We start from the raw sequence: 21042 nt of genomic DNA, 5'->3' as shown, positions 1-21042 counted from the left end.
TGTGCAGCTCATATGAATCCGCATCCGGCGGACAGGTGATCAAACGGCCCCTGATGTGCCATGCTCGTCGCGTGACGAGCGAGCCCCTGCACCCGGTGGATCCCACCGGCGCCGATCTGGCGGCTCTGGCGAGAGTCGTCGCCCGGCAGCGCGCCGAGCTGGAGCGGCTGCGGGACCTGTCCGCGACCTCGGCGGTCGTGGAGCGGGCCAAGGGCGTGCTCATGGCCGTCACCGGCTGCACCCCGGAGGCAGCCCACGAGGAGCTGGCCAACTGCGCCCGCGACGGCAACCGCACCCTCCTCGAACAGTGCTGGCTCACCCTCGGCGCCCTGCTGCCGCCCAAGGAGCGGCCGTCCGCCGCACCGCCCCCCGCCGAAGCACCGGCCACCGGCCTGCGCCGGGCCGCGCCCACCGGCACCGCCGACCTCGCGCAGACACTCGGGCGCATAGGCCGCGACCTGGTCCGGATCGGCAGCCCGCAGGAACTGGCCCGGTGCCTGCTGGACCACCTCGCGCCCGAGACCGAGGCGGACGCCGTACTGCTGTACGAGCGGTTGCCCGAGGGCGGACTCGAACTGACCGGGCACGCCGGCATCGACCGGACCCTCGCCGCACAGTGGCGGTACGTGCCCCCGGTGGCCGGGGTGGCCGCGCTCGACGCCCTGCGGTCCGGCCGGCCGCAGTGGCTCGAGGACATCCCCGTGCGCGGCGACCGGTTCCTGCTGCTGGGGGAGGCGCCGGGGCGCTGGACCAGCAGGGTCTGGCTGCCCCTGCCGGACGGCGGCGGCGCGGGTGCGGCCCTCGGCGTGCTGCGCCGGGGCGGCGGGGCGTTCGCACCGCGCGAGCGGGAATTCCTGATGGCCGTGGCACGGCTGGCCGCGGGCCGGCTGCGCGCCTTCGACACCGACCGGGAACCCGCAGGTGACGGCGTCGCCCGGGCCGCGCAGGCGGTGCTCGACGCGCTGCCCGGCGCCGCGCTCCTGCTGACTCCCCTGCGCACCGCCTCCGGCGAGGTGGAGGACTACCGCATCGACGCCGTCACACCGGAGGCGGTCGACGGCTTCGGCCGCAAGGGCCGTGAGCTGGTCGGCAAGCGGCTCCTGGAGAGCTATCCGTTCATCGCCGGGGAGCCGCTGTGGCACGGCTGTCTGGAGGCCCTGGAGACGGGGGAGCCGTTCGAGAGCGCGCCGTTCGTCCACCAGGACCAGGTCGGCGAGACGCTCCTGACCGGCACCTACGCGGTGCGGGCCGCCCCGCTGGGCGACGGGTTGCTGGTGACGTGGGTGCGGCACGACCGCGTGGAGCGGCAGGAGCAGCGCCTGGCCGACGTGCAGCGGCTCGGCAAGCTCGGCTGGGCCAACTGGAACCTGGTCACCGACGAGATCTCCTGGTCCGACGAGACGTACGCCGTGCTCGGCCGGACGCCCGCGCAGCCGCCGCTCGGTCTGCTGCGGCTGCCCGACCTGGCGCTGCCGGAGGACACCGGCCCGCTCGCCCACGCCATCGCCGAACTGGTCCGCCGCGCCCGGCCGTGCGACGTCCCGTTCCGCATCGAGACGGCCGAGGGCGTACGGCACCTGCGGCTGGTGGCGGAGGCGTCGACGGCGCCCGACGGCAGCCCCTTCGAGGTGCACGGCTTCGTCCAGGACCTCACCCGGCAGCGCAGCGCGGAGCTGGCGCTGGTGGAGAGCGAGCGCGCGATGCTGCTGCAACGCGGCATCCTCCAGGCCGAGCGGGCCCTCGCCGCCCGGCTGCAGCATGCGCTGCTGCCGCTGCCGAGCAAGCCGGTGCGGCGGGCGGGGCTGCGGGTCGAGGTCGCGTATCTGCCCTCGCAGTCGGGCATCCACGTGGGCGGCGACTGGTTCAGCGCCATCGAACTGCCCGACGACGACGCGCTGTTCGTGGTCGGTGACGTGGCAGGCCACGGCGTCGACGCCGTGGCCACGATGGCCCAGCTGCGGTTCACCGCGAAGGGCATGGTCACCACGGGCTCCTCGCTGACGGGAGCGCTGGACCGGCTCAACTATCTGCTGCTGCACTCCCGCGACGGCCAGATCACCGCGACCATGGTGCTCGCCCGCTACAACCCGGACCGGCGCCTCTTCGCCTGGGCGCAGGCCGGGCATCTGCCGCCGCTGCTCGTACGCGACGGCGAGGCGCGCTACCTCGACCGGCCCGGCGGCATCCTGCTCGGCGCGAGCGCGGCCCCCGTCTACGAGTCGGCGGAACTCCGCCTGGAGCCCGGCGACCGGCTGCTGCTGTACACGGACGGACTCGTCGAACGCCCCGGCGAGAGCCTGCAGGCTGGCCTGGACCGGCTGGCCGAGGCGGTGCGCGCCCAGGGCCCGGGCGAGTCCGGCTCCCTGGACGCGCTGCTCACCGCGATGATCGCGGACGAGCGGCGCGACGACGTGTGCGTGCTGGACATCCGGATGCCGGTGGACGACGTGGCGGACGCGCACGCGTGAGAGCCCTCGCCGCGGAGGGCAGCGCCGGGGTCAGTCGTCGTCGCGGTGCTGCCAGTACCAGAACAGGCCGGCGACGAGGGCCAGCAGGAAGACGGCGGGCAGGATCAGGCCCGGGATGCGGGAGCCGTTCATCGGGGCTGGCTTTCGGTCGTCGTACGGCGGCGGTGCGAAGCCGCGCGGCGCGGGGTCCGGGGGGTGCCGGTGCGGGGCGCGGGCTGCCCATCATGAGGCCTGGGCAGTGCCCCGGCAAGGGCTTTCGCGGGTGTCGCGGACTGTTCGAATCCGCTCAGTCGACGGGGTGGCCGGCCTCGATGCCGATCGCGTCGGACAGCCGCAGCAGGGGCCCGGCGGCGGGACCCTCGCCCCACTGCACGGGGTCCAGGACGAAGCCGACGTGGTCGCCGCCGTCGGTGCGGTGGAGGACGGCGCCGACGAACCAGGCCGCCGCGTCGCGCACGATCAGCGCGCCGCCGTGGCCCTCCGCGCAGTCCAGGCCGGCGAACTTGTCGACCTCGTCGCCGGTCCGGCCGCCGAAGAGCTCCGCGAGGTCCCGCTGGTCGCGGGTGATCAGGTGGACGGCGAGATGGTGGGCGGCCCGGGCGACGCGGTAGGTGTGGTTGGCCTTGGACAGCCAGACGGCGAACCGGGGCGGCCGGATGGAGCACTGCGAGGCGAACCCCACCAGGCACCCGCCCCGCTCATCGCCGGCGACGGCCGTGACCACGCACATGTCGGGGTCGAGCCGCTGGAAGAACCGCTCCATACCGCGCTCCGCCCCGCTCACCCCGTCCTCCCGGTCCTCGGAACCCACCGCGTCTGCCCCGCCCTCGGAGTCCGCCGAACCGCCCGCGTCCGCCGGACGGCCCGCTTCCACCGGTCCCGCCTCGCCCGCCGGTCCCGCCGTACCGCTCGGGTCCCTCATCCCTGTCCTGCCGTCCACGCCCGTCATGGCACCGTGCTCCCGTCCTCCGTCGGCCGGGTCTCCGGTCGGGCCCGAGCCCGCGGTGGGGCCCGCGCCGCCCTCCCGGGGTTCCCCGCGGCCCTGTCATGAATCGTCGGGCAGGACGGTCCGGGACTCCAGCGCCCGGCGCGTGTCGTCGCCGTAGACGCCGGTCTCGTCGCCCGTGATGCCGTACCAGAGCTGGAATCTGGCCACGGCCGCGGTGAGGGCGGCGTCGTAGGCGCCGCCGGTGGAGCCGTCGCGGTAGACGTCCGGGACGCGCAGCAGGCGTTCCTGGAGTTCGGTGACCTCGGGGCCGGTGTCGCCCTGGCGGAGGGTGCCGGGGCCGTCGGGGTCGGCGGCGGTGGGTGCGGGCGCCGATGTGGTGGCGGGCGGTGCGGTCGGCGCCGCGCCCGGCGGGGGTGAGGTCGCGGCGGAGTCCTGGCGGCCGGGCAGCAGCAGGGCGGAGCCGAAGCCGAGGAGCGCGGCGGCGGCCAGGGCCACGGCGACGGCCGCGCGGCGTAGGCCGGGGGCGGTGCGGGGCGGCCGTACGGGCGGCAGTTCCCGGGTCTCCGCCTCTTCGGCGGGCGCCGGCCGCGCCGGGACGCTCTCCATCTCGCGCATCAGTTCCGCGAGCCCGTCGAGACGGCGGGGCCGCAGCACCCGGACGGGTTCCAGGACCGGGCCACTGTGCGGCCGTTCGGGATCGGGCGCTGTCGGCACCGGGTTCTCCTTCCGTCGTCCCCGCCCTCCCCGTCGTCGGATACGGCGGCGGACGTGCCGCCGTTCAGCGCAGCCGCCCTCCCTTCGAACGACCGAAACGCTCAACTCCGCGCAAACCGTTGAGGGTTTTGGGAAAGCGGATGCTAGAAAGCGCCTTCATGACGACTCCTTGGTCACGCCGTGGCTTTCTGACCGCCTGTTCGGGATCCGCTGTGGCCCTCGGTCTCGGCGCCCGGGCGTTCGCGGCGCCGGACGAGTTCGCGACGCTCCGGGCAAGGTGGCGGACCCTGATCCTCGGCGAGGGATTCGACCCCGCCGCCGAGCCCTTCAGAAGCAGGCTGGCCGAACTGGGCGCGACGGCGAACCGGTACCGGACGACGATGGCCCCCGCCGCCGGCTCCCTGTGGCCCGACCTCGTCTACGCCGACCCGGACCCGGACACCGACCAGGAGTCCTACGGCTACTCGGGCAACATGAACACCAGTTACACCCGGCTGAGCACGATGGCGCAGGCGTACTGCCGGCCCGGCACCGGCCTGAGCGGCGACCCGGATCTGCGGGACGCGATCGTCACGGGCCTTGACCATCTGCACGACGACGTCTACCACGCGGGCCAGGTCCGCTACGGCAACTGGTACAGCTGGCAGATCGGCGCACCGCAGGCGCTGCTGGACACGTGCGTGCTGATGTACGACGCCCTCTCGTCCCGGCAGATCGCCGACCACCTCGCCGCCGTGGACCACTTCGTGCCCGACTCGGTGGTGGCGAGTTACAGCGGGACCAGCACGGGCGCCAACCGGGTCGACCTGTGCCGGGTGCTGGCACTGCGCGGGATCGTCGGGGCGGACGCGGCCAAGGTGGCGCTGGCCCGCGACGCCCTCTCCCCCGTGTTCCCGTACGTCACTTCCGGCGACGGCCTGTACGCCGACGGTTCGTTCATCCAGCACACCGCGGTGCCGTACACCGGCTCGTACGGCTCGGTGCTGCTCGGCGGGCTGGGTCTGCTGTTCGCGCTGCTGGCGGGGTCCGGCTGGGAGGTGACGGACCCGGGCCGGCAGACCGTGTTCGACGCGGTGGAGCACGCCTGGGCGCCGTTCCTCCACGACGGCCTGGTGATGGACTGCGTCGCGGGCCGGGCGATCAGCCGCGGGGTCGCGGCGGCGGACCCGCAGCGGATCCAGCAGGACGATCACCTGCGCGGCCATGCGGTCCTCGGCTCGATCGTGCTGCTCGGACAGGGGGCGAGCCCGGCCGAGAACGCCCGCTGGCGTGCTCTGGTGAAGGGCTGGATGCGGCGCGACTCCTACAGCCCGCCGCTCGCCGATCCGGTGCTCAGCCTGCCGCATCTTGCCCGGCTGCAGCAGGTCGCCGACGACGCGTCGGTGACGCCGGTCCCCGAGCCGGCCGGGCACCGGCTGTTCCCCTCCATGGCGCGGGCCGTCCATCGCGGACGCGGCTGGGCGGCGGCGCTGAGCATGGCGGACAAGCGGATCACGTACTACGAGACGGGCAACGGCGAGAACCTCCGCGGCTGGCACACCGGGGCCGGGATGCTCTACTGGTGGGGCGACACCTTCGCGGGCGGCCAGTACAGCGACGCCTTCTGGCCCACCGTCGACCCCTACCGGCTGCCCGGTACGACCGTCTCGCGCAAGCCGCTGGCGGACGGGGCCGGCGGCGACTGGGGCGCCCCGAAGCCGGACGCGGACTGGGTGGGCGGGGCGACGGACGGGCGGCGGGCCGCCGTCGGCCAGTACCTCAAGGGCCTGCAGTCGACGCTCGTGGCGAGGAAGTCGTGGTTCTTCCTGGACGACGCCGTGGTCTGTCTCGGCGCGGGCATCACCTGCGGCGACGGTACGGCGGTGGAGACGACCGTCGAGAACCGCAACCTCGGCGCCACCGGAGGCGCCCCCCTCACCGTCGACGGCACGGTCCAGCCCGCCACGCACCCCTGGTCGGCGACGCTCACCGGGGCGAGGTGGGCGCACATCGGCGGGCACGGCGGCTGTGTCTTCCCGGGCGGGGCGACGGTGCGGGCGCTGCGCGAGGCCCGCGACGGCAGCTGGAGCACGATCAACAAGGGCGGCTCGACCACCGTCCTGAACCGCACGTACCTGACGCTCTACGTCGACCACGGCACCGACCCGGTGAACGCGTCGTACGCCTACCTGCTGCTGCCGGGTGCCTCGGCGGCCCGTACGCGGGTCCGGGCCGCCGACGTGAACTGGCTGACCGTGCGCGCCAACACGAACGACCGGCAGGGCGTGACCGTCAGGTCGCTCGGGTTCACCGGGGTGAACTTCTGGTCCGGCGGAACGGTCGGGGCGCTCACGGCGAGCGATCCGTGCAGCGTGATGATCAGCGAGAAGGGGGACGGCACCGCCGTGATCGCCGTGAGCGATCCGCTGCGCACGCGCACGCGTCTCACCCTGACCTGGCGGCGGGCGGTCGCCGCGGTCACCTCCGCGCCGGCCACGCTCACCTCGTCGGCCACCGGCTCCGCGCTGACGCTGGCCTTCGGCGACCTCACCGGCACGGCGGGGGCCACCCAGACCGTCACCGTCAGGCTGGGCTGAGCGCCTGCTGCACGAACCGGCCCAGGGACGCCGTGAACGCGCTCACGAACGCGTCCCTGGCATCCTCCGGCAGGGCGTGCAGGGACAGATAGGGGTTGAGGTCCTCCAGTTCGACCAGCAGCAGGCCGCCGTCGCGGGTGCGGCAGGCGTCGACGCGCTGGATGCCGTGGCCGAGGTCGTTCCAGTCGACGAAGCGCCGGGCGAACTCCAGGTCGGCGGCGGTGGCCGCGTACGGTCTCAGCTCCCAGCGGCGCTGCGGATCGGGGGCGTACAGGGCGTACTGGAAGTCGTCGTCGACGAAGTAGAAGGACACCTCGTGGGCGAAGTCGACGCGGGGCTGTATCAGGACGTCGCCGGTGGCGTGCGCGGCGACCTGGCCGGCGGGGACGATCCGCAGGCCGAGGGAGTCGGCGCCGAGCAGGGGCTTGACGACGTAGCGTTCGGCGGCGGGCAGCAGACGCAGGTCCTCGGCGCGGCCGACGGTCGGTATGACGGGGAAGCCGGCGGCGCTCAGGTCGAGCAGGTACTGCTTGCCCGCCATGTCCGCCTTGCCGGTGAGCGGGTTGTAGACGCGGGCCCCGGTGGCGAGCGCCCGCGCGCGGAAGGTTTCGTAGGCGCGCTGGTAGCCGAGGACAGGCCCGCTGTTGCGGACGACGACGGCGTCGAAGCCGTCCATCAGCGCCTCGGCGTCCAGCGGGTGGCACAGCGCGAGGTCGAAGCGGGCGCGGAGCCGGGAGGTGAGGAAGACGTCCTCGTCGCAGTAGCGGCGCCCGCGGGCCTCGTACGCCAGGTCGGTGACGTAGAGCAGGCGGGGGCGGGCGGCGGGCATACAGGGTCTCCTCGAGGGGTGGTGTGGCCGGGCCGGCGGCGCGGCGCGCCGGCGGGGGTGCGGAAAGGTTACGCCGAGGTCCGGACCGTGCCGTCCTCACCCCGGAGCACCGCCCGGTCGCACCCTGAGGAGCCGATGCGCCAGCACTCAGTTCCCCCTGAGCGCCACATCCGCTGCACTGAGTGTCACCCGCCCCCGCTCCGGGTGCTACGTTCCCCTTCATGAGCTCCAGCAGCGCGGCGCCGGCCGAGAGGCCTTCGATGCGGGAGGCCCTCGTCTCGGCGGCCTTCCGGCTCTTCCTGGAACGCGGATACGAGCAGACCACCGTGGACGACATCGTGGCCCTGGCCGGGGTCGGCCGGCGTTCGTTCTTCCGCTACTTCCCCTCCAAGGAGGACGTGGTCTTCCCGGACCACGAGCGCTGCCTGGCCGACATGACCGCCTTCCTCGCCGCGGGCGACGAGGAGCACGAGCCGGTGCGGCGGGTGTGCGACGCGGCCCGGCTGGTGCTGCGGATGTACGCGGAGAACCCGACGTTCTCCGTGCAGCGCTACCGCCTGACCAGGAAGGTGCCGGGCCTGCGGGCCTACGAACTGTCGGTGGTGTGGCGCTACGAGCGCGCGCTCGCCGAGTATCTGCGCGGCCGGTTCGCGGGCCGGCCCGAGGGGACGCTGCAGGCGGACGTCATCGCGGCGGCGGTCGTCGCCGCGCACAACAACGCCCTGCGCTCCTGGCTGCGTTCGGACGGCGTGGGGGACGCGGGCGCCGCAGTGGACCGCGCTCTCGGGTATGTGCAGCGGGAGTTCGGGCACGCCGCCGAGCCCGCGGAGCCGCCCGTCCGCGTGCATCCGCTGCCGGGCGGGGAGGGCGGCCGTCCCGACGACGTGGTGGTGCTCGTCTCCCGCCGGGACGCTCCGCTGTGGCGTGTGGTGCAGGAACTGGAAGCGGCCCTCGGACGGGCCTGACCCGCCGCCGGCGCCCCCGCCGCCGCAGATTGGGGGTACGCAGTGCCTTTACGTGTGACACTCAGTGCCATACTCTGTCGCCGTGCACGGTGGCACGGCCGCCGCGCACGCGTGTGCCCGGTGCGCGCCGGACACGCGGGATTCCGGCCGAGCGCAGGGAGTTGACCAGCGTGTACCAGTACTCAGCAAACGCATCGCATCCGGCGGCCGGCTCCGCGGCGGGTGTCCTCGACCCCGTCTCCGCGGACACCAGGGACGCCCTCGTCTTCCAGCGCTGCACCTGGTGCGGCACCGCGATGTACCACCGGCTGCTGTGTCCGGTGTGCCAGGGCAGCGAGCTGCGCACGGAGCGCAGCGAGGGCGTCGGCACGGTCCGGCACTCCACCGTGGTGCACCGCAACACGCCCGCGGCACGCAACGTGTCGCTGATCGAGATGGCCGAGGGGTTCGTCGTACGGGGCCGGGTCATGGGCCCGCCGATCGGCATCCACAGCGGCGACCGCGTCCGGCTGTCCACCGCCCAGGATCCGGTGCGCGGCGAGCCCGTCTTCCAGCTGCTGGACGAGCCCTACCGGGGCGCCTGGACCTGACGGAACGCCGGGCGGCCGGCCGTCCGGCCGTCTCCCCGGTGGCCCGGCCGGTTCCGGTCGCCGGTCAGTCCGCGAGGGTCACGCGGATTCCCACCGTGCCCTCCAGTCCGCGGCGCAGCCGGCTGCCCAGCAGGGTGAGGCGGCCGAGGATGCCGTACTTGCGGGCGATGAGGTCCCGGTAGCGGGCGGTGGTGGCGGCGTCGGCGATCTCCGCGGTGGCCGGGACCTGGTCGCCGGTGGGGTTGCCGCGCAGGTCGCAGGGGCCGACCAGGACGTCCGCGCGGCGGCGGATCCGCTTGACCTTGAAGCTGTCGGCGGCCGTCCAGACGCCGAGGCCGTCCCCGTCGCGGACCGCCCACACGGGGGTGGCGACCGGGGTGCCGTCCTTGCGGTAGCTGGTCACCAGCAGGTACTTGCCGGAGCCGAGCCGGTCCAGCCGCGTGTCGTCCATGCCGGGCAGTGTAGGAGGCCGCGGCGCTCGGCGGACCGGCCCGGTCGCGGTGTTCACCGGATCCGCCCGGTCACTTCAGGGCCGCCGCCATACGCCGTACGCCTTCGGTGAGGATCTGGGGCGACGTCGCCAGGTTCAGCCGTACGTGCCCGGCGCCGCCGGTGCCGAAGGGCAGGCCCGAGCTGAGCGCGACCCGGCCGCGGTCGAGGAAGACCTGCGCGGGGTCGTCGCCGAGACCGAGGGCGCGGCAGTCGAGCCAGGCCAGATAGGTGGCCTCGGCGGGGCAGGCGCGGACCGCGGGCAGGTGCTCGGCGAGCAGGGCGGTGAGCAGGCGCCGGTTGGCCTGCACCCCGGCGAGCAGGGCGTCCAGCCAGTCGGTGGCCTCGCGCAGGGCGGCGGTGTGGGCGATGACGCCGACGTGGCTGGGGCCGTGGCCCACCTCCTCGGGGAGCCGGCCGAGGTCGGTGGCCGCCGCGGGGCCGGCGACGGCGAGGGCGGCCTTGAGTCCGGCCAGGTTCCAGCCCTTGGAGGCCGACATCAGCGACAGGCCGCGCTCGGCGCCGGGCACGCTCAGATACGGCACGAAGTCGACGCCCGGGGCGACGAGCGGGGCGTGGATCTCGTCGGCGACGACGCGGACGCCGTACCGTTCGGCGAGGGCGGCGACGGCGGCCAGCTCCTCGGCTGTGTGCACGGTGCCGGTGGGGTTGTGCGGGCTGCACAGCAGGAAGGCGGCGCGCCCGGACCCCGCGCCCGCCGCGCGGAACGCCCGCTCCAGGGCGGCGAGGTCGAGACGCTGACCGGCGCCGAGCGGGGCTTCGAGCACCCGCCGGTCCATGTGGGCGACGAACTGGAAGAACGGCGGATACACCGGCGGGTTGACGACCACCGGATCGCCGGGCCCGGTGACCAGCTTGATCATCTCGACCACGCCGAGCATCACGTCCGGAACGATAGCGGTGCGCTCGACGGCGATCCCGTCCCAGTCCCAGCGTTCGGCGGCGAAGGCGGCCAGGGCCTCGGCGTAGGCGGTGCCGGCCGGGTATCCGGTGTCGCCGAGGGCGAGCGCGTCGGTCACGGCGCGGACGACGGGTTCGGCGAGCGGGACGTCCATCTCGGCCACCCACAGCGGCAGTACGTCCTCGGGGTAGGTGCGCCATTTCATGCTCGTACGGCGGCGCAGCTGCTCCAGGCCGAGCGCCTGCAGCGGGCCGGATCCACCGGGCATGACGTGCGGGATGTCGGTCATGAGGATCACGATAGGAGCGCGGCGGAGCCGGTGGAACGGCCGTGCCACCGGGTACCGCGCCGAAGACCGGCCCGGACGACCGGCCGCCTCTCGCTCGGATCCTCCCTCGGGCGGGCCCACGACCCGGTACGCCGGCCGCGCCCCGCCGCCGGGTGCTGAACGCCGCGCCCGTCGGGCGCGTATGGAGGTGCGGGCCCTGGACGAGGCGGGGCCTCGCGCCGCCGGGACGGGCCGGCGTGCGTTCGGTTCGGTTTCGGTTTCGGGAGCCCCGCATGCGGCACGCACGACGACGGATCGTCCGGCGGGTGACCCGCCTGACGGCGGTCGCCGGACTCCTCCTGGGCGGCGCGATGGTCACCCAGGCGGCCATGGCGAGCGAGTCACCGCCGGCCGCCGCCAGACCGCTCGCCGCCGCGTCCGGATCCGGCGCCGGGGGCACGGGGGCCGCGCTGGTGGCGCGGCTCGGCACGGCGCGCACGGCGGGCGACTGGATCGGCGCGGACGGCCGACCGGTCGTCGCCGTCACCGACGGGGCGGCGGCCCGTGAGGTACGGCGCGCGGGCGCCGAGGCGAAGGTCGTGCGGCACAGCATGGACGAGCTCAAGTCGGCGACGGCCGCGCTGCGTTCGGCGCCGCGCGTGGCGGGGACCGCCTGGGCGGTGGACTACCGCACCAACCGGGTCGTGGTCAGCGCGGACAGCACGGTGTCCGCGGGCGACTGGTCCAGGATGAGCCGGGTGGCGGCGCGGATCGGGAGCTTCGTGCGGATGGAGCGGACGAAGGGCACGTTCACCACGCGGCTGAACGGCGCCCAGCCGATCCTGTCGACCGGGGGCCGCTGTTCGGCCGGGTTCAATGTGACCGACGGGCGCAGTGACTTCATTCTCACGGCCGGTCACTGCGGTCCCGCAGGATCGATCTGGTTCGCGGACGCCCAGGGCGGCCGGCAGCTCGGCCGGACGGTGAGCAGCACCTTCCCCGGCAACGACTTCTCGCTCGTGCAGTACGCCTCCGGCCGGGCCGGTGACGGCGCCGACGTCGTCGCGATCGGCGGCGGCAACGGAGTGCGGATCACGGGCGTCGCGGACGCGGCGGTGGGGCAGCGGGTGTTCCGCAGCGGCAGCACCAGCGGACTGCACGACGGAACGGTCACCGCGCTGAACGCGACCGTCAACTACCCGGAGGGCACGGTCACCGGGCTCATCCAGACCACGGTGTGCGCGGAGCCCGGCGACAGCGGCGGGCCGCTGTTCTCCGACGGGATCGCGCTCGGTGTGACCTCGGGCGGCAACGGCGACTGCACCACGGGTGGTACGACGTTCTTCCAGCCGGTGACGCGGGCACTGTCGGTGCTGAACGTCAAGCTCATCGTGTCGGCGCAGAGCTCGGGCGCCGGCGCCCCGAGCGCCTCCCCCGCGCCGTCCGCCCCGGCCGCCCGGGGCGCGATGGCGCCGAACGCGGCGTCGCCGGGGACCGCGGCGCCGGTGACCGGCGCCGCGGGACGGACGCTGCTGGCACGGCTGACGGACACCCGGAACGTCGGTCCCGGGCTGCTGGTCATCGCGGGCAGTCTGATCGCGCTCGCCGCGACCCGCTACATACGGGCCGAGCAGGACCGCAAGGCCTATCAGCGGCACTACTCGGCGACCTGGGGCTGAGGTACGGGGACAGGACAAGACGGGGACATACGAAGGGCACCCGTGCTAGCGGGTGCCCTCGAGGGTTCGGCGCGATCCGCGTGAGGCGGGTCAGGCGGCCCGCTGCGAGCGCGGTGTCGCGGCGGCCCACTCCATCACGAGGCGCTGGTACTCGGCGCGCTGCTCGGTGGTCAGTGTCCCGCCCGACCGGCGCCACAGGGCCCTGATCTCCTCGTTGACCTCCGCGGCCGAACGCTCGGGAGCGGCTTCAACAGTGGTGGACATGCTGTGAAGCATATGCCGATCGAGGTGAAGGCGCTGTGAGTAACTGCACTCCATACGGACATTACGGACGTGGTCCTCATCACGTCGATCTGTCAAGCACCGTGCGCGAGTTCACACCGACCCATAACCCGGCACGGGTGCCGGGACCGCTGGGACGGCGGCGGCTCAGGTGCCCGGCTTGCGGCCGTAGACGAAGACGTCGTCGCCGGTCCTCAACAGGGACCAGTAAGCCTTGGCGTCCTTGGTCGTCATGTTCACGCAGCCGTGCGAGCCCGGTGGGTTCCACATGCTCAGGTTGACCGAGTGGAAGGCCTGGCCGCCGTCGAAGAACTGACTGTAGGGCATCGGCACGTTGTAGACGCTGGAGACGTGATCGATGTCCCGCCAGTAGATCTTCTTCAGGCCGGTGCGGGTGGCATACCCCTTGCGGCCGGTGCGCACGGGCACCGGTCCGTAGACGAGCTTCTTGCCGTCCTGGACCCAGCTCAGCTGGAGCGTGAGGTTCACACAGGCGATCCGGCCCTTGTTCACCGGGCACGCGCCGTCCTTGTTGGGGTTGCTCCCCACGGCCTTCTGCTTGTTCATGAGATCCATCACGCCCCAGGTGACGGGGCCGGCGTAGCCGATGTCGGGCGTGATGCCATGTTTGTCCTGGAAGGCCTTGATGGCCTTGCAGTCGGCCGCGGACTGCTTGCCGTCGACCGGCCGGCCGAGGAACTTCTCCACCTGCTTCTGGTACGGCCCGGTCTGCGTGGTGCAGCTCGCGGCCTGGGCCGGCGCGGCGGTGAGGGCGAGTGTGAGCGGCGCCACCAGCCCCGTGACCCCCAGCACGACGACACCCCGTCTGCGTATGTCCCCCACGTGATCCCCTTCTCCCCAATCCGCCCGGGGTTTGCCCCAGGCGCTCCCCTGCGCGATTCCCGCGTTCTCGCCCTACTAGACCTGCTCGGACACACAGGGGTTGTGCTTCCGGTCAGACTGTGACGAAACGGTGAACCGGGGAGTGCGGTCCGACGGCCCCGTCCGTACCGTCGCCCGGCGAGGGTGGCCCGCGCCGTCCAGTCCAGTTCTCCCGTATTGGACCGGGCCCACCGCTTCCTGCCCGCTCTACGCTGCCGTACATGCACCCCACCCTCGCCGGCGACCTCTCCCGGCTCCCCGAACTCCTCCAGTCTGCCCGCGACTTCGCCGCCCGGGAGGCGGTGGGCCTGGCCGAGCGGCCGGTCGCCGTCGGCGGGGCGGCGCCCAAGCGGGCGGCGCTGCCCGAGGAGGGCGTGGGCGCGGCGGCGGCGCTCGGGTGGTTCGGTGAGCGGTGGGCGCCGGGGTTCTCCGGTTCCGCCGGGCCGCGCTATCTGGGCTTCGTCACCGGGGGCGCCACGCCGGCGTCGGTCGCCGGGGACTGGCTGACGTCGGTGTTCGACCAGAACCTGTCCGGGGCGGGTGGTTCGTGGGCGCAGGAGCTGGAGCGGGAGACGCTCGGCTGGCTGCGCGAGCTGTTCGGGCTGGGCGAGGCGCACAGCGGGGCGTTCGTGACGGGGGCGACCGTGTCCAACACGGTCGGGCTGGCGATCGGCCGGGAGTGGCTGGGCGAGCGGCTGGGGGTGGACGTCTCCCGGGCGGGCGCGGCCGCGCTGGGGGCGGTCGACGTGCTCTCCGGCAGCCCGCACTCCAGCGTGGAGAAGGCGATGTCGGTCCTGGGCATCGGCCGGGACCGGCTGCGGAAGGTGCCGCTGCTGCCCGGCGGACGGGAGGCCGTGGACGTGGCCGCGCTGGAGTCGGCCCTCGCGCGGCTGCGCGGCCGGCCGGCGATCGTCGTGGCCAACGCCGGCACCGTGAACACCGTCGACTTCGACGATCTGCGGGCGATCGCCGCGCTGAAGGACTCCTACGGCTTCTGGCTGCACGTCGACGCCGCGTTCGGCGGTTTCGCCGCGCTCTCTCCCGAGTACGCCGCGCTGGTCGACGGTCTCGACGCGGCCGACTCGGTCTGCGTGGACCTGCACAAGTGGCTCAACGTCCCCTATGACGCGGCCGTGCAGTTCACCCGGCGCCGTGACCTGCAGGTGAAGGTCTTCCACAACGCCTCCCCCTATCTGGGCGGGCCGGCCGGCGAGCCCGACTTCCTGCATCTGACCCCGGAGAACTCCCGGCGGCTGCGCGCCCTGCCCGCGTGGTTCTCGCTGGTCGCGTACGGACGCGCCGGGCACCGGGAGATCGTCGAGCGGAACGTGGCCCTGGCCCGCCGGCTCGGCGCGGGCGTGGAGGCGCTGCCGGGCCTGCGCCTGCTGGCGCCGGTGCGGCTGAACGTCGTCTGCTTCACCCTCGCCGAGCAGCCCACCCAGGAGCGGGTCGACGCACTGGCCCGTGCGGTGGCCGCGTCCGGCGAGGCCTATCTGACGCCGACCGTGTACGGCGGGGTGCCCGGGCTGCGGGCCGCGTTCAGCAACTGGCGCACCACCGAGGCCGACACCGAGCGGGTGCTCCGTGCGCTGGCGGCGGCCTCGGGCTGACGGCTCAGGGGCGTCGCAGGGCCGTGTGGAAGCCGGTGTTGACCGCGGTGAGCCCGCCGTCGACGACCAGCGTGGTGCCGGTGATCCAGGCGGCGTCGCGGGAGGCGAGGAAGGCGACCGCTGCGGCGATGTCCTCCGGTTCGCCGACCCGGCCGAGCGGATAGAGGTCGCGGAGGGCTTCGAGATCGGCCTCGCGGCCCTCCCACGCCGAGGTGCGGACGGTGCCCGGCACGACGAGGTTCACCCGCACGCCCCGCGCCGCGGCGTGCCCGGCGAGGGTGCGGGTGAGCGAGCCGAGGCCGGCCTTGGCGGCGCTGTAGGCGTGGTTGCCGAAGTCCTGCAGCCCGTTGACGGAACCGATGCCGACGATCGCGCCGCGTCCGGAGGCGGCGAGGTGGGGCAGGGCGGCGCGGAAGCAGCGGTAGGCGCCGGTGAGGGTCACGTCGAGGTCGAGCGCCCAGGCCTCGTCGGGGCCGTCCTCGAAGAGCGGCGCGTCCGGGGTGCAGTGGGCGGCGCAGTTGACCAGGACGTCGAGCGAGCCGAACGCGGCGACGGCGCGGGCGACGGCCGCCTCCACCGAGGCGCGGTCGGTGACCTCGCACGCCGACGCCTCGGCGGCGAGTCCCTGCCGGCGCAGGTCCGCTGCGGTGCGCTCGGCCTCGGGCAGGTCCCGGTCGGTGACCAGGACCCGCCCGCCCTCCTCGGCGATCCTGCGTGCGACGGCGGCGCCGATGCCGCGGGCCGCGCCGGTGACGAGAACTCCGTGTTCCGCGAAGCGGGTGTGATCGGTCATGCGCCGACCGTACGGCCCGGCGGGCGTTCTTTCACTGGTGCCGCCGGCTGTCCGCACGGCCGACGCCGGTCTCAGTGACCGCGCCTGATCCACTCCTGAAGGTGCGGCGCCTCGGCGCCGATGGTGGTGGGGTCGCCGTGGCCGGTGAGGACCTTCGTCTCCGGCGGCAGGGTGAGGAGCCTGTCGCGGATGGACTCGATGATCGTCGGGAAGTGGGAGTAGGTGCGTCCGGTGGCGCCCGGCCCGCCCTGGAAGAGGGTGTCCCCGGTGAAGACGGTGCCCAGCGCCGGGTCGTACAGGCAGACCGCGCCGGGGGCGTGTCCCGGGGTGTGGATCACGGTCAGGTCGGCGCCGGCCGCCTCGATGACCTGGCCGTCCAGCAGGTGCCGGTCGGGGTCGCGGTGCGGGTGGGTCATCTTCCACAGCGGCAGGTCGTCCGGGTGCAGCCAGATGGTGGCGCCGGTGCGCTCGGCGAGTTCGGGTGCGGCGTTGACGTGGTCGTTGTGGGCGTGGGTGCACACGATGGCGGTCAGCCGGCGGTCGTCGACGGCGCGGGCGATGGCCTCGGCGTCGTGGGCGGCGTCGATGACGATCACCTCCCGTTCGTCGCCGACGAGCCACACGTTGTTCTCGACGTCCCAGGTGCCGCCGTCGAGGGTGAACTGCCCGCTGGTGACGAGGCGCTCGATGCGCACGGTCATCAGAACACCACCACCGAGCGGAGCACGTCACCGTGGTGCATCCGCTCGAACGCCTTCTCCACCTCGTCCAGTCGGACGGTCTCGGTGACGAACGCGTCGAGCGGCAGCCGGCCTTGGAGATGCAGGTCGATCAGCATGGGGAAGTCACGGGAGGGCAGGCAGTCGCCGTACCAGGAGGACTTCAGGGCGCCGCCGCGGCCGAAGACGTCCAGCAGGGGCAGTTCGAGCCGCATCTCGGGCGTGGGGACGCCGACCAGGACGACGGTGCCGGCGAGGTCGCGGGCGTAGAAGGCCTGCTTGTAGGTCTCGGGGCGGCCGACGGCCTCGACGACGACGTCGGCGCCGAAGCCGCCGGTCAGTTCGCGGATCGCCTCGACAGGGTCGGTGTTCCTCGAGTTGACGGTGTGGGTGGCGCCCAGCTTCCTGGCGGTCTCCAGCTTGCGGTCGTCGATGTCCACCGCGATGATCTCCGCCGCGCCGGCGAGGCGGGACCCGGCCACGGCCGCGCAGCCGACGCCGCCGCAGCCGATCACGGCGACGGAGTCGCCCCGGCCGACGTTCCCGGTGTTGATGGCCGCGCCGATGCCGGCCATCACCCCGCAGCCCAGCAGCCCGGCGACCGCCGGGGAGACCGCCGGGTCGACCTTGGTGCACTGGCCCGCCGCCACGAGGGTCTTCTCGGCGAAGGCGCCGATGCCCAGGGCGGGTGACAGCTCGGTGCCGTCCGCCAGGGTCATCTTCTGCTTCGCGTTGTGCGTGTTGAAGCAGTACCAGGGCCGGCCACGCAGACAGGCCCGGCAATTCCCGCACACCGCACGCCAGTTGAGGATCACGAAGTCACCGGGCGCCACGTCGGTGACCCCGTCGCCGACCGCTTCCACCACACCGGCGGCCTCATGGCCGAGGAGGAAGGGGAAGTCGTCCGAGATGCCGCCCTGCTTGTAGTGCAGATCGGTATGACAGACACCGCAGGCCTGGACGCGTACGACGGCCTCGCCGGGGCCGGGATCCGGCACGACGACCGTCTCGACCCGTACGGGCTGGTCCTTCCCCGGTGCGATCACGCCGCGGACTTCCTGCGCCATGGTCTGGCCCCTTCCTCGATTGCCTTCCCGCCGACCCTACGCTCGACCGGACGGCGTCCGCGGGGAGTGTCCGATCCGTGTCACGAACTCCCGCACCGGCGCATCGGGTTCGCGCCGGACCGCCTACTCGACGTCCGGCACCAGGCCCGTCGCGGGCGCCGCGAGGTCGGTGACCTGGTGCAGCTCGTTGAGCCGGTTCAGCTCGCCGACCTGGTTCATGGCGCGCATCTGCTCGGAGACCCGGGGGACCTCCGCCCTGTGTTGGGCCGGGATGTCGCTGACGGTGAGCGAGTCGAGCGTGGCCATGGGCGGCGGGATCATCCCGGTGTGCCGCGCACTGGCGTCGGCCGCGTGCGCCAGCGGCGCGGCAAGGCCCGTGACACCGGCGGCGAGACCGAGGGCTGCGACGATACGTCGTGTTGAGGTCATGCCCTCAGCAACGGCGGCACCCCGGGTCCGGACACGGCCGGCGGCCCGCGCTCACCCGTGAGGCGGAGGCCGCGGTCCGCGCTTGCCGGGGGCGCGGGACTGTGCTCGTCCTGGCCGCCGGGGTGGGCCTGGCGGGGCGTCGGGGCTGCGCTTGCCGGGGTCGTCGGGCCGGAGGAGTCTCTAAGGGTGGGGATCCGCGCGGCCTGCGCCCGCCGGGCCGCCGGCGCCCGAAGGAGGTCACCCATGGGCACCACGACAGGTTCCGCCTTCGACATCGAGACACTGCGCCGCGGCATAGAAGGGACCACCGGCAACACCCTTCTGGCGCTGTACGCCGACGACGCGGAGATCCGCATCGTCGACCACGAGCACCAGCCCAGCCATCCCACCGTGCTGCACGGCCGGCGGGAGATCGCCCAGTTGCTGCACGACGTCTACAGCCGCGACATGACGCACCGGCTCGACCAGTGCGTCGTGCAGGGCGACCACGCCGCGTTCAGCGAGTCCTGCCAGTACGGGGACGGCACCCGTGTGCTGGCCGAGTCGATGGTCACGTTGCGCGACGGCAGGATAGCCAACCAGTTGATCATCCAGGTCTGGGACGAGTAGGCGCGCCCGGCACGACCGCCGGCGGCACGAGGCGCTGAGGCGCACCGGAACGGTCCGCACGGTCAGCGCATCCAGGCGCTGTACGACATCACGTCCCCGGCCTTCACGCCGTACCGCGGCTCGTCCCGGGTGACAGTGGTCTCCAGACCGAGGACGGCGCCGGTGCGCGGATCGAGGATCAGCAGGCGCCGCTCGCCCCGGCCGTCGTACGTGTACGCCTGTCCGGGACGCCCCAGCCGGTCCGTCACCTGGCCGGCGGGGCGCAGTCCCCGGGCGTCCGCGAGGACCCGCACCAGCGCGGCCGACTCGCGGGCTCCCAGGGTCCAGTGGTCCAGCAACTCGCCGACCGCGTCCAGGAGTTCCGGGGTGGTCAGGGAGCCGGTGGCGGTGCGGGCCGTCTCGGTGAGATAGGCCCGCAGGGCGGCCGGATCGTGTGGGGGGCTCGCCTCGGGCGGGGCGTCGCTCCAGCTCGGCGGGTAGGTGGTACGGCTCAGCACATGGCCGTCCGCCACCAGGCGCGGAGCGTCGCCCTCGTCGGTGAGGACCGGGCGGCCCGGGTGACGCGGGTCGGTCGCCACGACGAGTTCCGTGTGGCTGTCGTCCGGCAGCCAGCGCACCACCCGCTCCTCCGGCAGGGTCACGGGCGGCTTGTCGTCGCTCATGCCGAGACTCCAGGACTGCACATGGGTGCCCCTGCGCAGGCCGGGCGAGCCGTCGGCGGCGGCAGCGGCGGCCAGCCGGGACATCCGGTCCAGCGGTACGGCGGCGGAGTGGGCCAGGACGGTCAGCGGGCGGGGCGCGGCGACGGCGGGCTGGCCGCTCGGGCCGCCGAGAAGTGCGGTGAACACGGTGGCCAGCACGGCGGCGGTGGCGGCGAGGCCCCACAGCGGCCGGGCGCCCGGCACCCGGCGCCGGACGGGCGGAGTGGGCTCGTCTCGCAGCAGCAGCTCCAGCCGCCGCTCGGCGCGGTGGTCCAGCGGCCCGTCGCCGTAGTACGGGCCGTGAGCCGGGACCGGGTTGGCGTCGCGGAGCAGTTCGAGTTCGTCAGGCATGGCGGGGGTCCTTGCGCAGCGGTACGTCGGCAGGGGCGGGGGCGGGGTGCGCAGGGTGCGCGGGGCGCCCGGCGCGAGGCACGGCCGCCGGCACCCCGGTACCCGGCCGAAACCCGGGAGGCGGATGCTCCCCCGGCACCCCGGCACCCGGCCGAAACCCGGAAAGCGGACCCCCCTCCGGCACCCCGGCACCCCGCCGAAACCCGGGAGGCGGATCCTCCTCCGGCGCCCCGGTACCCGGCCGAAACCCGGGAGGCGGATGCTCCCCCGGCACCCCGGCACCCGGCCGAAACCCGGAAAGCGGACCCCCCTCCGGCACCCCGGCACCCCGCCGAAACCCGGGAGGCGGGCCCTCCTCCACTCCCCCGGCACGCGGCCGAAACCCTGAAAGCGGACCCTCCTCCGGCACCCCGACGCCCGGACGAAACCCGGAAAGCGGACCCTCCCCCGGTGCCCCGGCGCCTGGCCCGGATTCGAGCGGCGGTACATCCTCCGGCGCTTCGCGGCCCGGTCCCGGCCTGGTCGTCGAGTCCGGTGCGGGGTCCGTGGGGCGCAGGCGGGCTATCTCGGTGCGGAGGCGGCGGCGGGCGCGGTGCAGGCGCATCGTCGCCGCGCGCCTGCCGCACCCGAGGACCACGGCGATCTGCCCGGCGTCGAGTTCCTCCCAGGCCGCGAGGCGCAGGATCTCCCGGTCGGCCGGGGAGAGCCGGTCCAGGGCCTCGTGCACCCAGGCGCCGGGCGGCTCCGCGTCCGGGCTGTCCACGAGGTGCCGGCCGTGCGCGGCGTCGTCGTTGCCGAGCCGGTCCACCAGCCGGCGCCGGCGGCCGTAGCCGCGCACCGCGTTCGCCAGGCAGTTGCGAGCCACCCCGTACAACCAGGGCAGCGGCGCGTCCGGCAGGTCGCGCCGGCGCCGCCAGGCGGTCGTGAACACCTCCGCCACCACTTCCTCCACCTCGTCGCTCTGCCCGGGCAGCCGTCGCGCGACGTAGCGGCTGACCGCCCAGTAGTGCTCGCGATAGGCAGCGGCGAAGACCTCGTCGTTGCTCATGTTCCGTTCGTGTCCGGCACCGCCAGGATCGTCACACCCTTCTTCCGTGATGCTTCTCGCGTCGTCCGAGTGTGGCCGGTGGGCCGGGCGCGGACACAGGCG

The 21042-nt window shown here is 74.0% G+C and carries 19 protein-coding genes and 1 pseudogene; 7 read left to right on the top strand and 13 right to left on the bottom strand.

Features of this window, described 5'->3' with window-relative positions; all coding sequences use genetic code 11:
* Positions 1-53 precede the first annotated feature (53 nt).
* On the top strand, positions 54-2468 hold the full coding sequence (locus ACGFZN_RS01490; RefSeq protein WP_393856405.1) for a SpoIIE family protein phosphatase: 2415 nt from the start codon (positions 54-56) through the stop codon (positions 2466-2468).
* A gap of 286 nt (positions 2469-2754) precedes the next feature.
* On the opposite strand, the gene ACGFZN_RS01485 is transcribed toward ACGFZN_RS01490, so the two are convergent.
* Both ACGFZN_RS01485 and ACGFZN_RS01480 read right to left on the bottom strand, forming a co-directional pair.
* Entirely contained in the window at positions 2755-3231 is a 477-nt protein-coding gene (locus tag ACGFZN_RS01485; protein ID WP_393856666.1) for a flavin reductase family protein, read from the bottom strand.
* 282 nt (positions 3232-3513) lie between these two features.
* Positions 3514-4131, bottom strand: coding sequence for a peptidoglycan-binding protein (locus ACGFZN_RS01480; protein ID WP_393856404.1), 618 nt, complete (start codon positions 4129-4131; stop codon positions 3514-3516).
* 158 nt (positions 4132-4289) lie between these two features.
* On the opposite strand from ACGFZN_RS01480, the gene ACGFZN_RS01475 reads away from it, so the two are divergent.
* A complete protein-coding gene (locus ACGFZN_RS01475; RefSeq protein ID WP_393856403.1) occupies positions 4290-6707 on the top strand; it encodes a polysaccharide lyase 8 family protein in 2418 nt (805 codons plus the stop codon).
* On the opposite strand, the gene ACGFZN_RS01470 is transcribed toward ACGFZN_RS01475, so the two are convergent.
* A complete protein-coding gene (locus ACGFZN_RS01470) occupies positions 6694-7536 on the bottom strand; it encodes a hypothetical protein (RefSeq protein WP_393856402.1) in 843 nt (280 codons plus the stop codon). The two genes, ACGFZN_RS01475 and ACGFZN_RS01470, sit on opposite strands and share 14 nt — an antisense overlap.
* A gap of 221 nt (positions 7537-7757) precedes the next feature.
* On the opposite strand from ACGFZN_RS01470, the gene ACGFZN_RS01465 reads away from it, so the two are divergent.
* Together ACGFZN_RS01465 and ACGFZN_RS01460 are read left to right on the top strand one after the other, a co-directional pair.
* Positions 7758-8501 (top strand): TetR family transcriptional regulator, encoded by a 744-nt coding sequence (locus ACGFZN_RS01465; protein WP_393856401.1) that lies wholly within the window; start codon positions 7758-7760, stop codon positions 8499-8501.
* Between the two features lie 170 nt (positions 8502-8671).
* The gene (locus ACGFZN_RS01460; RefSeq protein ID WP_330336316.1) at positions 8672-9091 is read left to right on the top strand and encodes a zinc ribbon domain-containing protein; all 420 of its coding nucleotides are present in this window, start codon (positions 8672-8674) and stop codon (positions 9089-9091) included.
* 64 nt (positions 9092-9155) lie between these two features.
* Here the strand turns inward: ACGFZN_RS01460 and ACGFZN_RS01455 are convergent, their stop codons facing one another.
* A complete protein-coding gene (locus ACGFZN_RS01455; RefSeq protein WP_393856400.1) occupies positions 9156-9542 on the bottom strand; it encodes a PPOX class F420-dependent oxidoreductase in 387 nt (128 codons plus the stop codon).
* 70 nt (positions 9543-9612) lie between these two features.
* Positions 9613-10791, bottom strand: coding sequence for a MalY/PatB family protein (locus tag ACGFZN_RS01450; protein ID WP_393856399.1), 1179 nt, complete (start codon positions 10789-10791; stop codon positions 9613-9615).
* Positions 10792-11063: 272 nt separating this feature from the next.
* On the opposite strand from ACGFZN_RS01450, the gene ACGFZN_RS01445 reads away from it, so the two are divergent.
* A complete protein-coding gene (locus ACGFZN_RS01445) occupies positions 11064-12449 on the top strand; it encodes a S1 family peptidase (protein ID WP_393856398.1) in 1386 nt (461 codons plus the stop codon).
* A gap of 90 nt (positions 12450-12539) precedes the next feature.
* Here the strand turns inward: ACGFZN_RS01445 and ACGFZN_RS01440 are convergent, their stop codons facing one another.
* Both ACGFZN_RS01440 and ACGFZN_RS01435 read right to left on the bottom strand, forming a co-directional pair.
* On the bottom strand, positions 12540-12725 hold the full coding sequence (locus ACGFZN_RS01440; protein ID WP_153537178.1) for a hypothetical protein: 186 nt from the start codon (positions 12723-12725) through the stop codon (positions 12540-12542).
* 153 nt (positions 12726-12878) lie between these two features.
* The gene (locus ACGFZN_RS01435) at positions 12879-13574 is read right to left on the bottom strand and encodes a L,D-transpeptidase family protein (protein WP_393856397.1); all 696 of its coding nucleotides are present in this window, start codon (positions 13572-13574) and stop codon (positions 12879-12881) included.
* Between the two features lie 260 nt (positions 13575-13834).
* Between ACGFZN_RS01435 and ACGFZN_RS01430 the strand changes: the two genes are divergently transcribed.
* The gene (locus tag ACGFZN_RS01430) at positions 13835-15223 is read left to right on the top strand and encodes a pyridoxal phosphate-dependent decarboxylase family protein (RefSeq protein WP_393856396.1); all 1389 of its coding nucleotides are present in this window, start codon (positions 13835-13837) and stop codon (positions 15221-15223) included.
* Positions 15224-15227: 4 nt separating this feature from the next.
* Here ACGFZN_RS01430 and ACGFZN_RS01425 read toward each other — a convergent pair whose 3' ends face one another.
* From ACGFZN_RS01425 to ACGFZN_RS01410, 4 genes are all read right to left on the bottom strand, one after another.
* Entirely contained in the window at positions 15228-16016 is a 789-nt protein-coding gene (locus ACGFZN_RS01425) for an SDR family NAD(P)-dependent oxidoreductase (RefSeq protein ID WP_393856395.1), read from the bottom strand.
* Positions 16017-16087: 71 nt separating this feature from the next.
* Positions 16088-16717, bottom strand: a complete 630-nt coding sequence (locus ACGFZN_RS01420) for an MBL fold metallo-hydrolase (RefSeq protein ID WP_393856394.1) — start codon at positions 16715-16717, stop codon at positions 16088-16090.
* Entirely contained in the window at positions 16717-17802 is a 1086-nt protein-coding gene (locus ACGFZN_RS01415; RefSeq protein WP_393856393.1) for an S-(hydroxymethyl)mycothiol dehydrogenase, read from the bottom strand. The genes ACGFZN_RS01420 and ACGFZN_RS01415 overlap by 1 nt, the downstream gene beginning before the upstream one ends.
* Positions 17803-17925: 123 nt before the next feature.
* Positions 17926-18231, bottom strand: a complete 306-nt coding sequence (locus ACGFZN_RS01410; protein WP_393856392.1) for a hypothetical protein — start codon at positions 18229-18231, stop codon at positions 17926-17928.
* A gap of 243 nt (positions 18232-18474) precedes the next feature.
* Between ACGFZN_RS01410 and ACGFZN_RS01405 the strand changes: the two genes are divergently transcribed.
* Positions 18475-18840, top strand: a complete 366-nt coding sequence (locus ACGFZN_RS01405; RefSeq protein WP_393856391.1) for a nuclear transport factor 2 family protein — start codon at positions 18475-18477, stop codon at positions 18838-18840.
* 62 nt (positions 18841-18902) lie between these two features.
* On the opposite strand, the gene ACGFZN_RS01400 is transcribed toward ACGFZN_RS01405, so the two are convergent.
* Both ACGFZN_RS01400 and ACGFZN_RS01395 read right to left on the bottom strand, forming a co-directional pair.
* On the bottom strand, positions 18903-19892 hold the full coding sequence (locus tag ACGFZN_RS01400; protein ID WP_393856390.1) for a CU044_5270 family protein: 990 nt from the start codon (positions 19890-19892) through the stop codon (positions 18903-18905).
* A gap of 547 nt (positions 19893-20439) precedes the next feature.
* Positions 20440-20940, bottom strand: a pseudogene (locus tag ACGFZN_RS01395) (RNA polymerase sigma factor); the annotation flags it as partial.
* Between the last annotated feature and the right edge of the window lie 102 nt (positions 20941-21042).

The sequence above is a fragment of the Streptomyces sp. NPDC048192 genome (assembly GCF_043202415.1).
In the GTDB taxonomy this organism is placed as follows: Bacteria; Actinomycetota; Actinomycetes; order Streptomycetales; family Streptomycetaceae; genus Streptomyces.
The sequence above is the reverse complement of the archived record's forward strand: the minus strand, read 5'-3'. Positions and strand labels throughout refer to the sequence as shown.

What these genes read in the sequence shown, in the direction of transcription:
- ACGFZN_RS01490 (WP_393856405.1), top strand. Translation starts at nt 54, where the DNA reads ATGTGCCATGCTCGTCGCGTGACGAGCGAGCCCCTGCACCCGGTGGAT.
- ACGFZN_RS01485 (WP_393856666.1), bottom strand. Translation starts at nt 3,231, where the DNA reads ATGGAGCGGTTCTTCCAGCGGCTCGACCCCGACATGTGCGTGGTCACG.
- ACGFZN_RS01475 (WP_393856403.1), top strand. Translation starts at nt 4,290, where the DNA reads ATGACGACTCCTTGGTCACGCCGTGGCTTTCTGACCGCCTGTTCGGGA.
- ACGFZN_RS01470 (WP_393856402.1), bottom strand. Translation starts at nt 7,536, where the DNA reads ATGCCCGCCGCCCGCCCCCGCCTGCTCTACGTCACCGACCTGGCGTAC.
- ACGFZN_RS01465 (WP_393856401.1), top strand. Translation starts at nt 7,758, where the DNA reads ATGAGCTCCAGCAGCGCGGCGCCGGCCGAGAGGCCTTCGATGCGGGAG.
- ACGFZN_RS01455 (WP_393856400.1), bottom strand. Translation starts at nt 9,542, where the DNA reads ATGGACGACACGCGGCTGGACCGGCTCGGCTCCGGCAAGTACCTGCTG.
- ACGFZN_RS01450 (WP_393856399.1), bottom strand. Translation starts at nt 10,791, where the DNA reads ATGACCGACATCCCGCACGTCATGCCCGGTGGATCCGGCCCGCTGCAG.
- ACGFZN_RS01445 (WP_393856398.1), top strand. Translation starts at nt 11,064, where the DNA reads ATGCGGCACGCACGACGACGGATCGTCCGGCGGGTGACCCGCCTGACG.
- ACGFZN_RS01440 (WP_153537178.1), bottom strand. Translation starts at nt 12,725, where the DNA reads ATGCTTCACAGCATGTCCACCACTGTTGAAGCCGCTCCCGAGCGTTCG.
- ACGFZN_RS01430 (WP_393856396.1), top strand. Translation starts at nt 13,835, where the DNA reads ATGCACCCCACCCTCGCCGGCGACCTCTCCCGGCTCCCCGAACTCCTC.
- ACGFZN_RS01425 (WP_393856395.1), bottom strand. Translation starts at nt 16,016, where the DNA reads ATGACCGATCACACCCGCTTCGCGGAACACGGAGTTCTCGTCACCGGC.
- ACGFZN_RS01420 (WP_393856394.1), bottom strand. Translation starts at nt 16,717, where the DNA reads ATGACCGTGCGCATCGAGCGCCTCGTCACCAGCGGGCAGTTCACCCTC.
- ACGFZN_RS01415 (WP_393856393.1), bottom strand. Translation starts at nt 17,802, where the DNA reads ATGGCGCAGGAAGTCCGCGGCGTGATCGCACCGGGGAAGGACCAGCCC.
- ACGFZN_RS01410 (WP_393856392.1), bottom strand. Translation starts at nt 18,231, where the DNA reads ATGACCTCAACACGACGTATCGTCGCAGCCCTCGGTCTCGCCGCCGGT.
- ACGFZN_RS01405 (WP_393856391.1), top strand. Translation starts at nt 18,475, where the DNA reads ATGGGCACCACGACAGGTTCCGCCTTCGACATCGAGACACTGCGCCGC.
- ACGFZN_RS01400 (WP_393856390.1), bottom strand. Translation starts at nt 19,892, where the DNA reads ATGCCTGACGAACTCGAACTGCTCCGCGACGCCAACCCGGTCCCGGCT.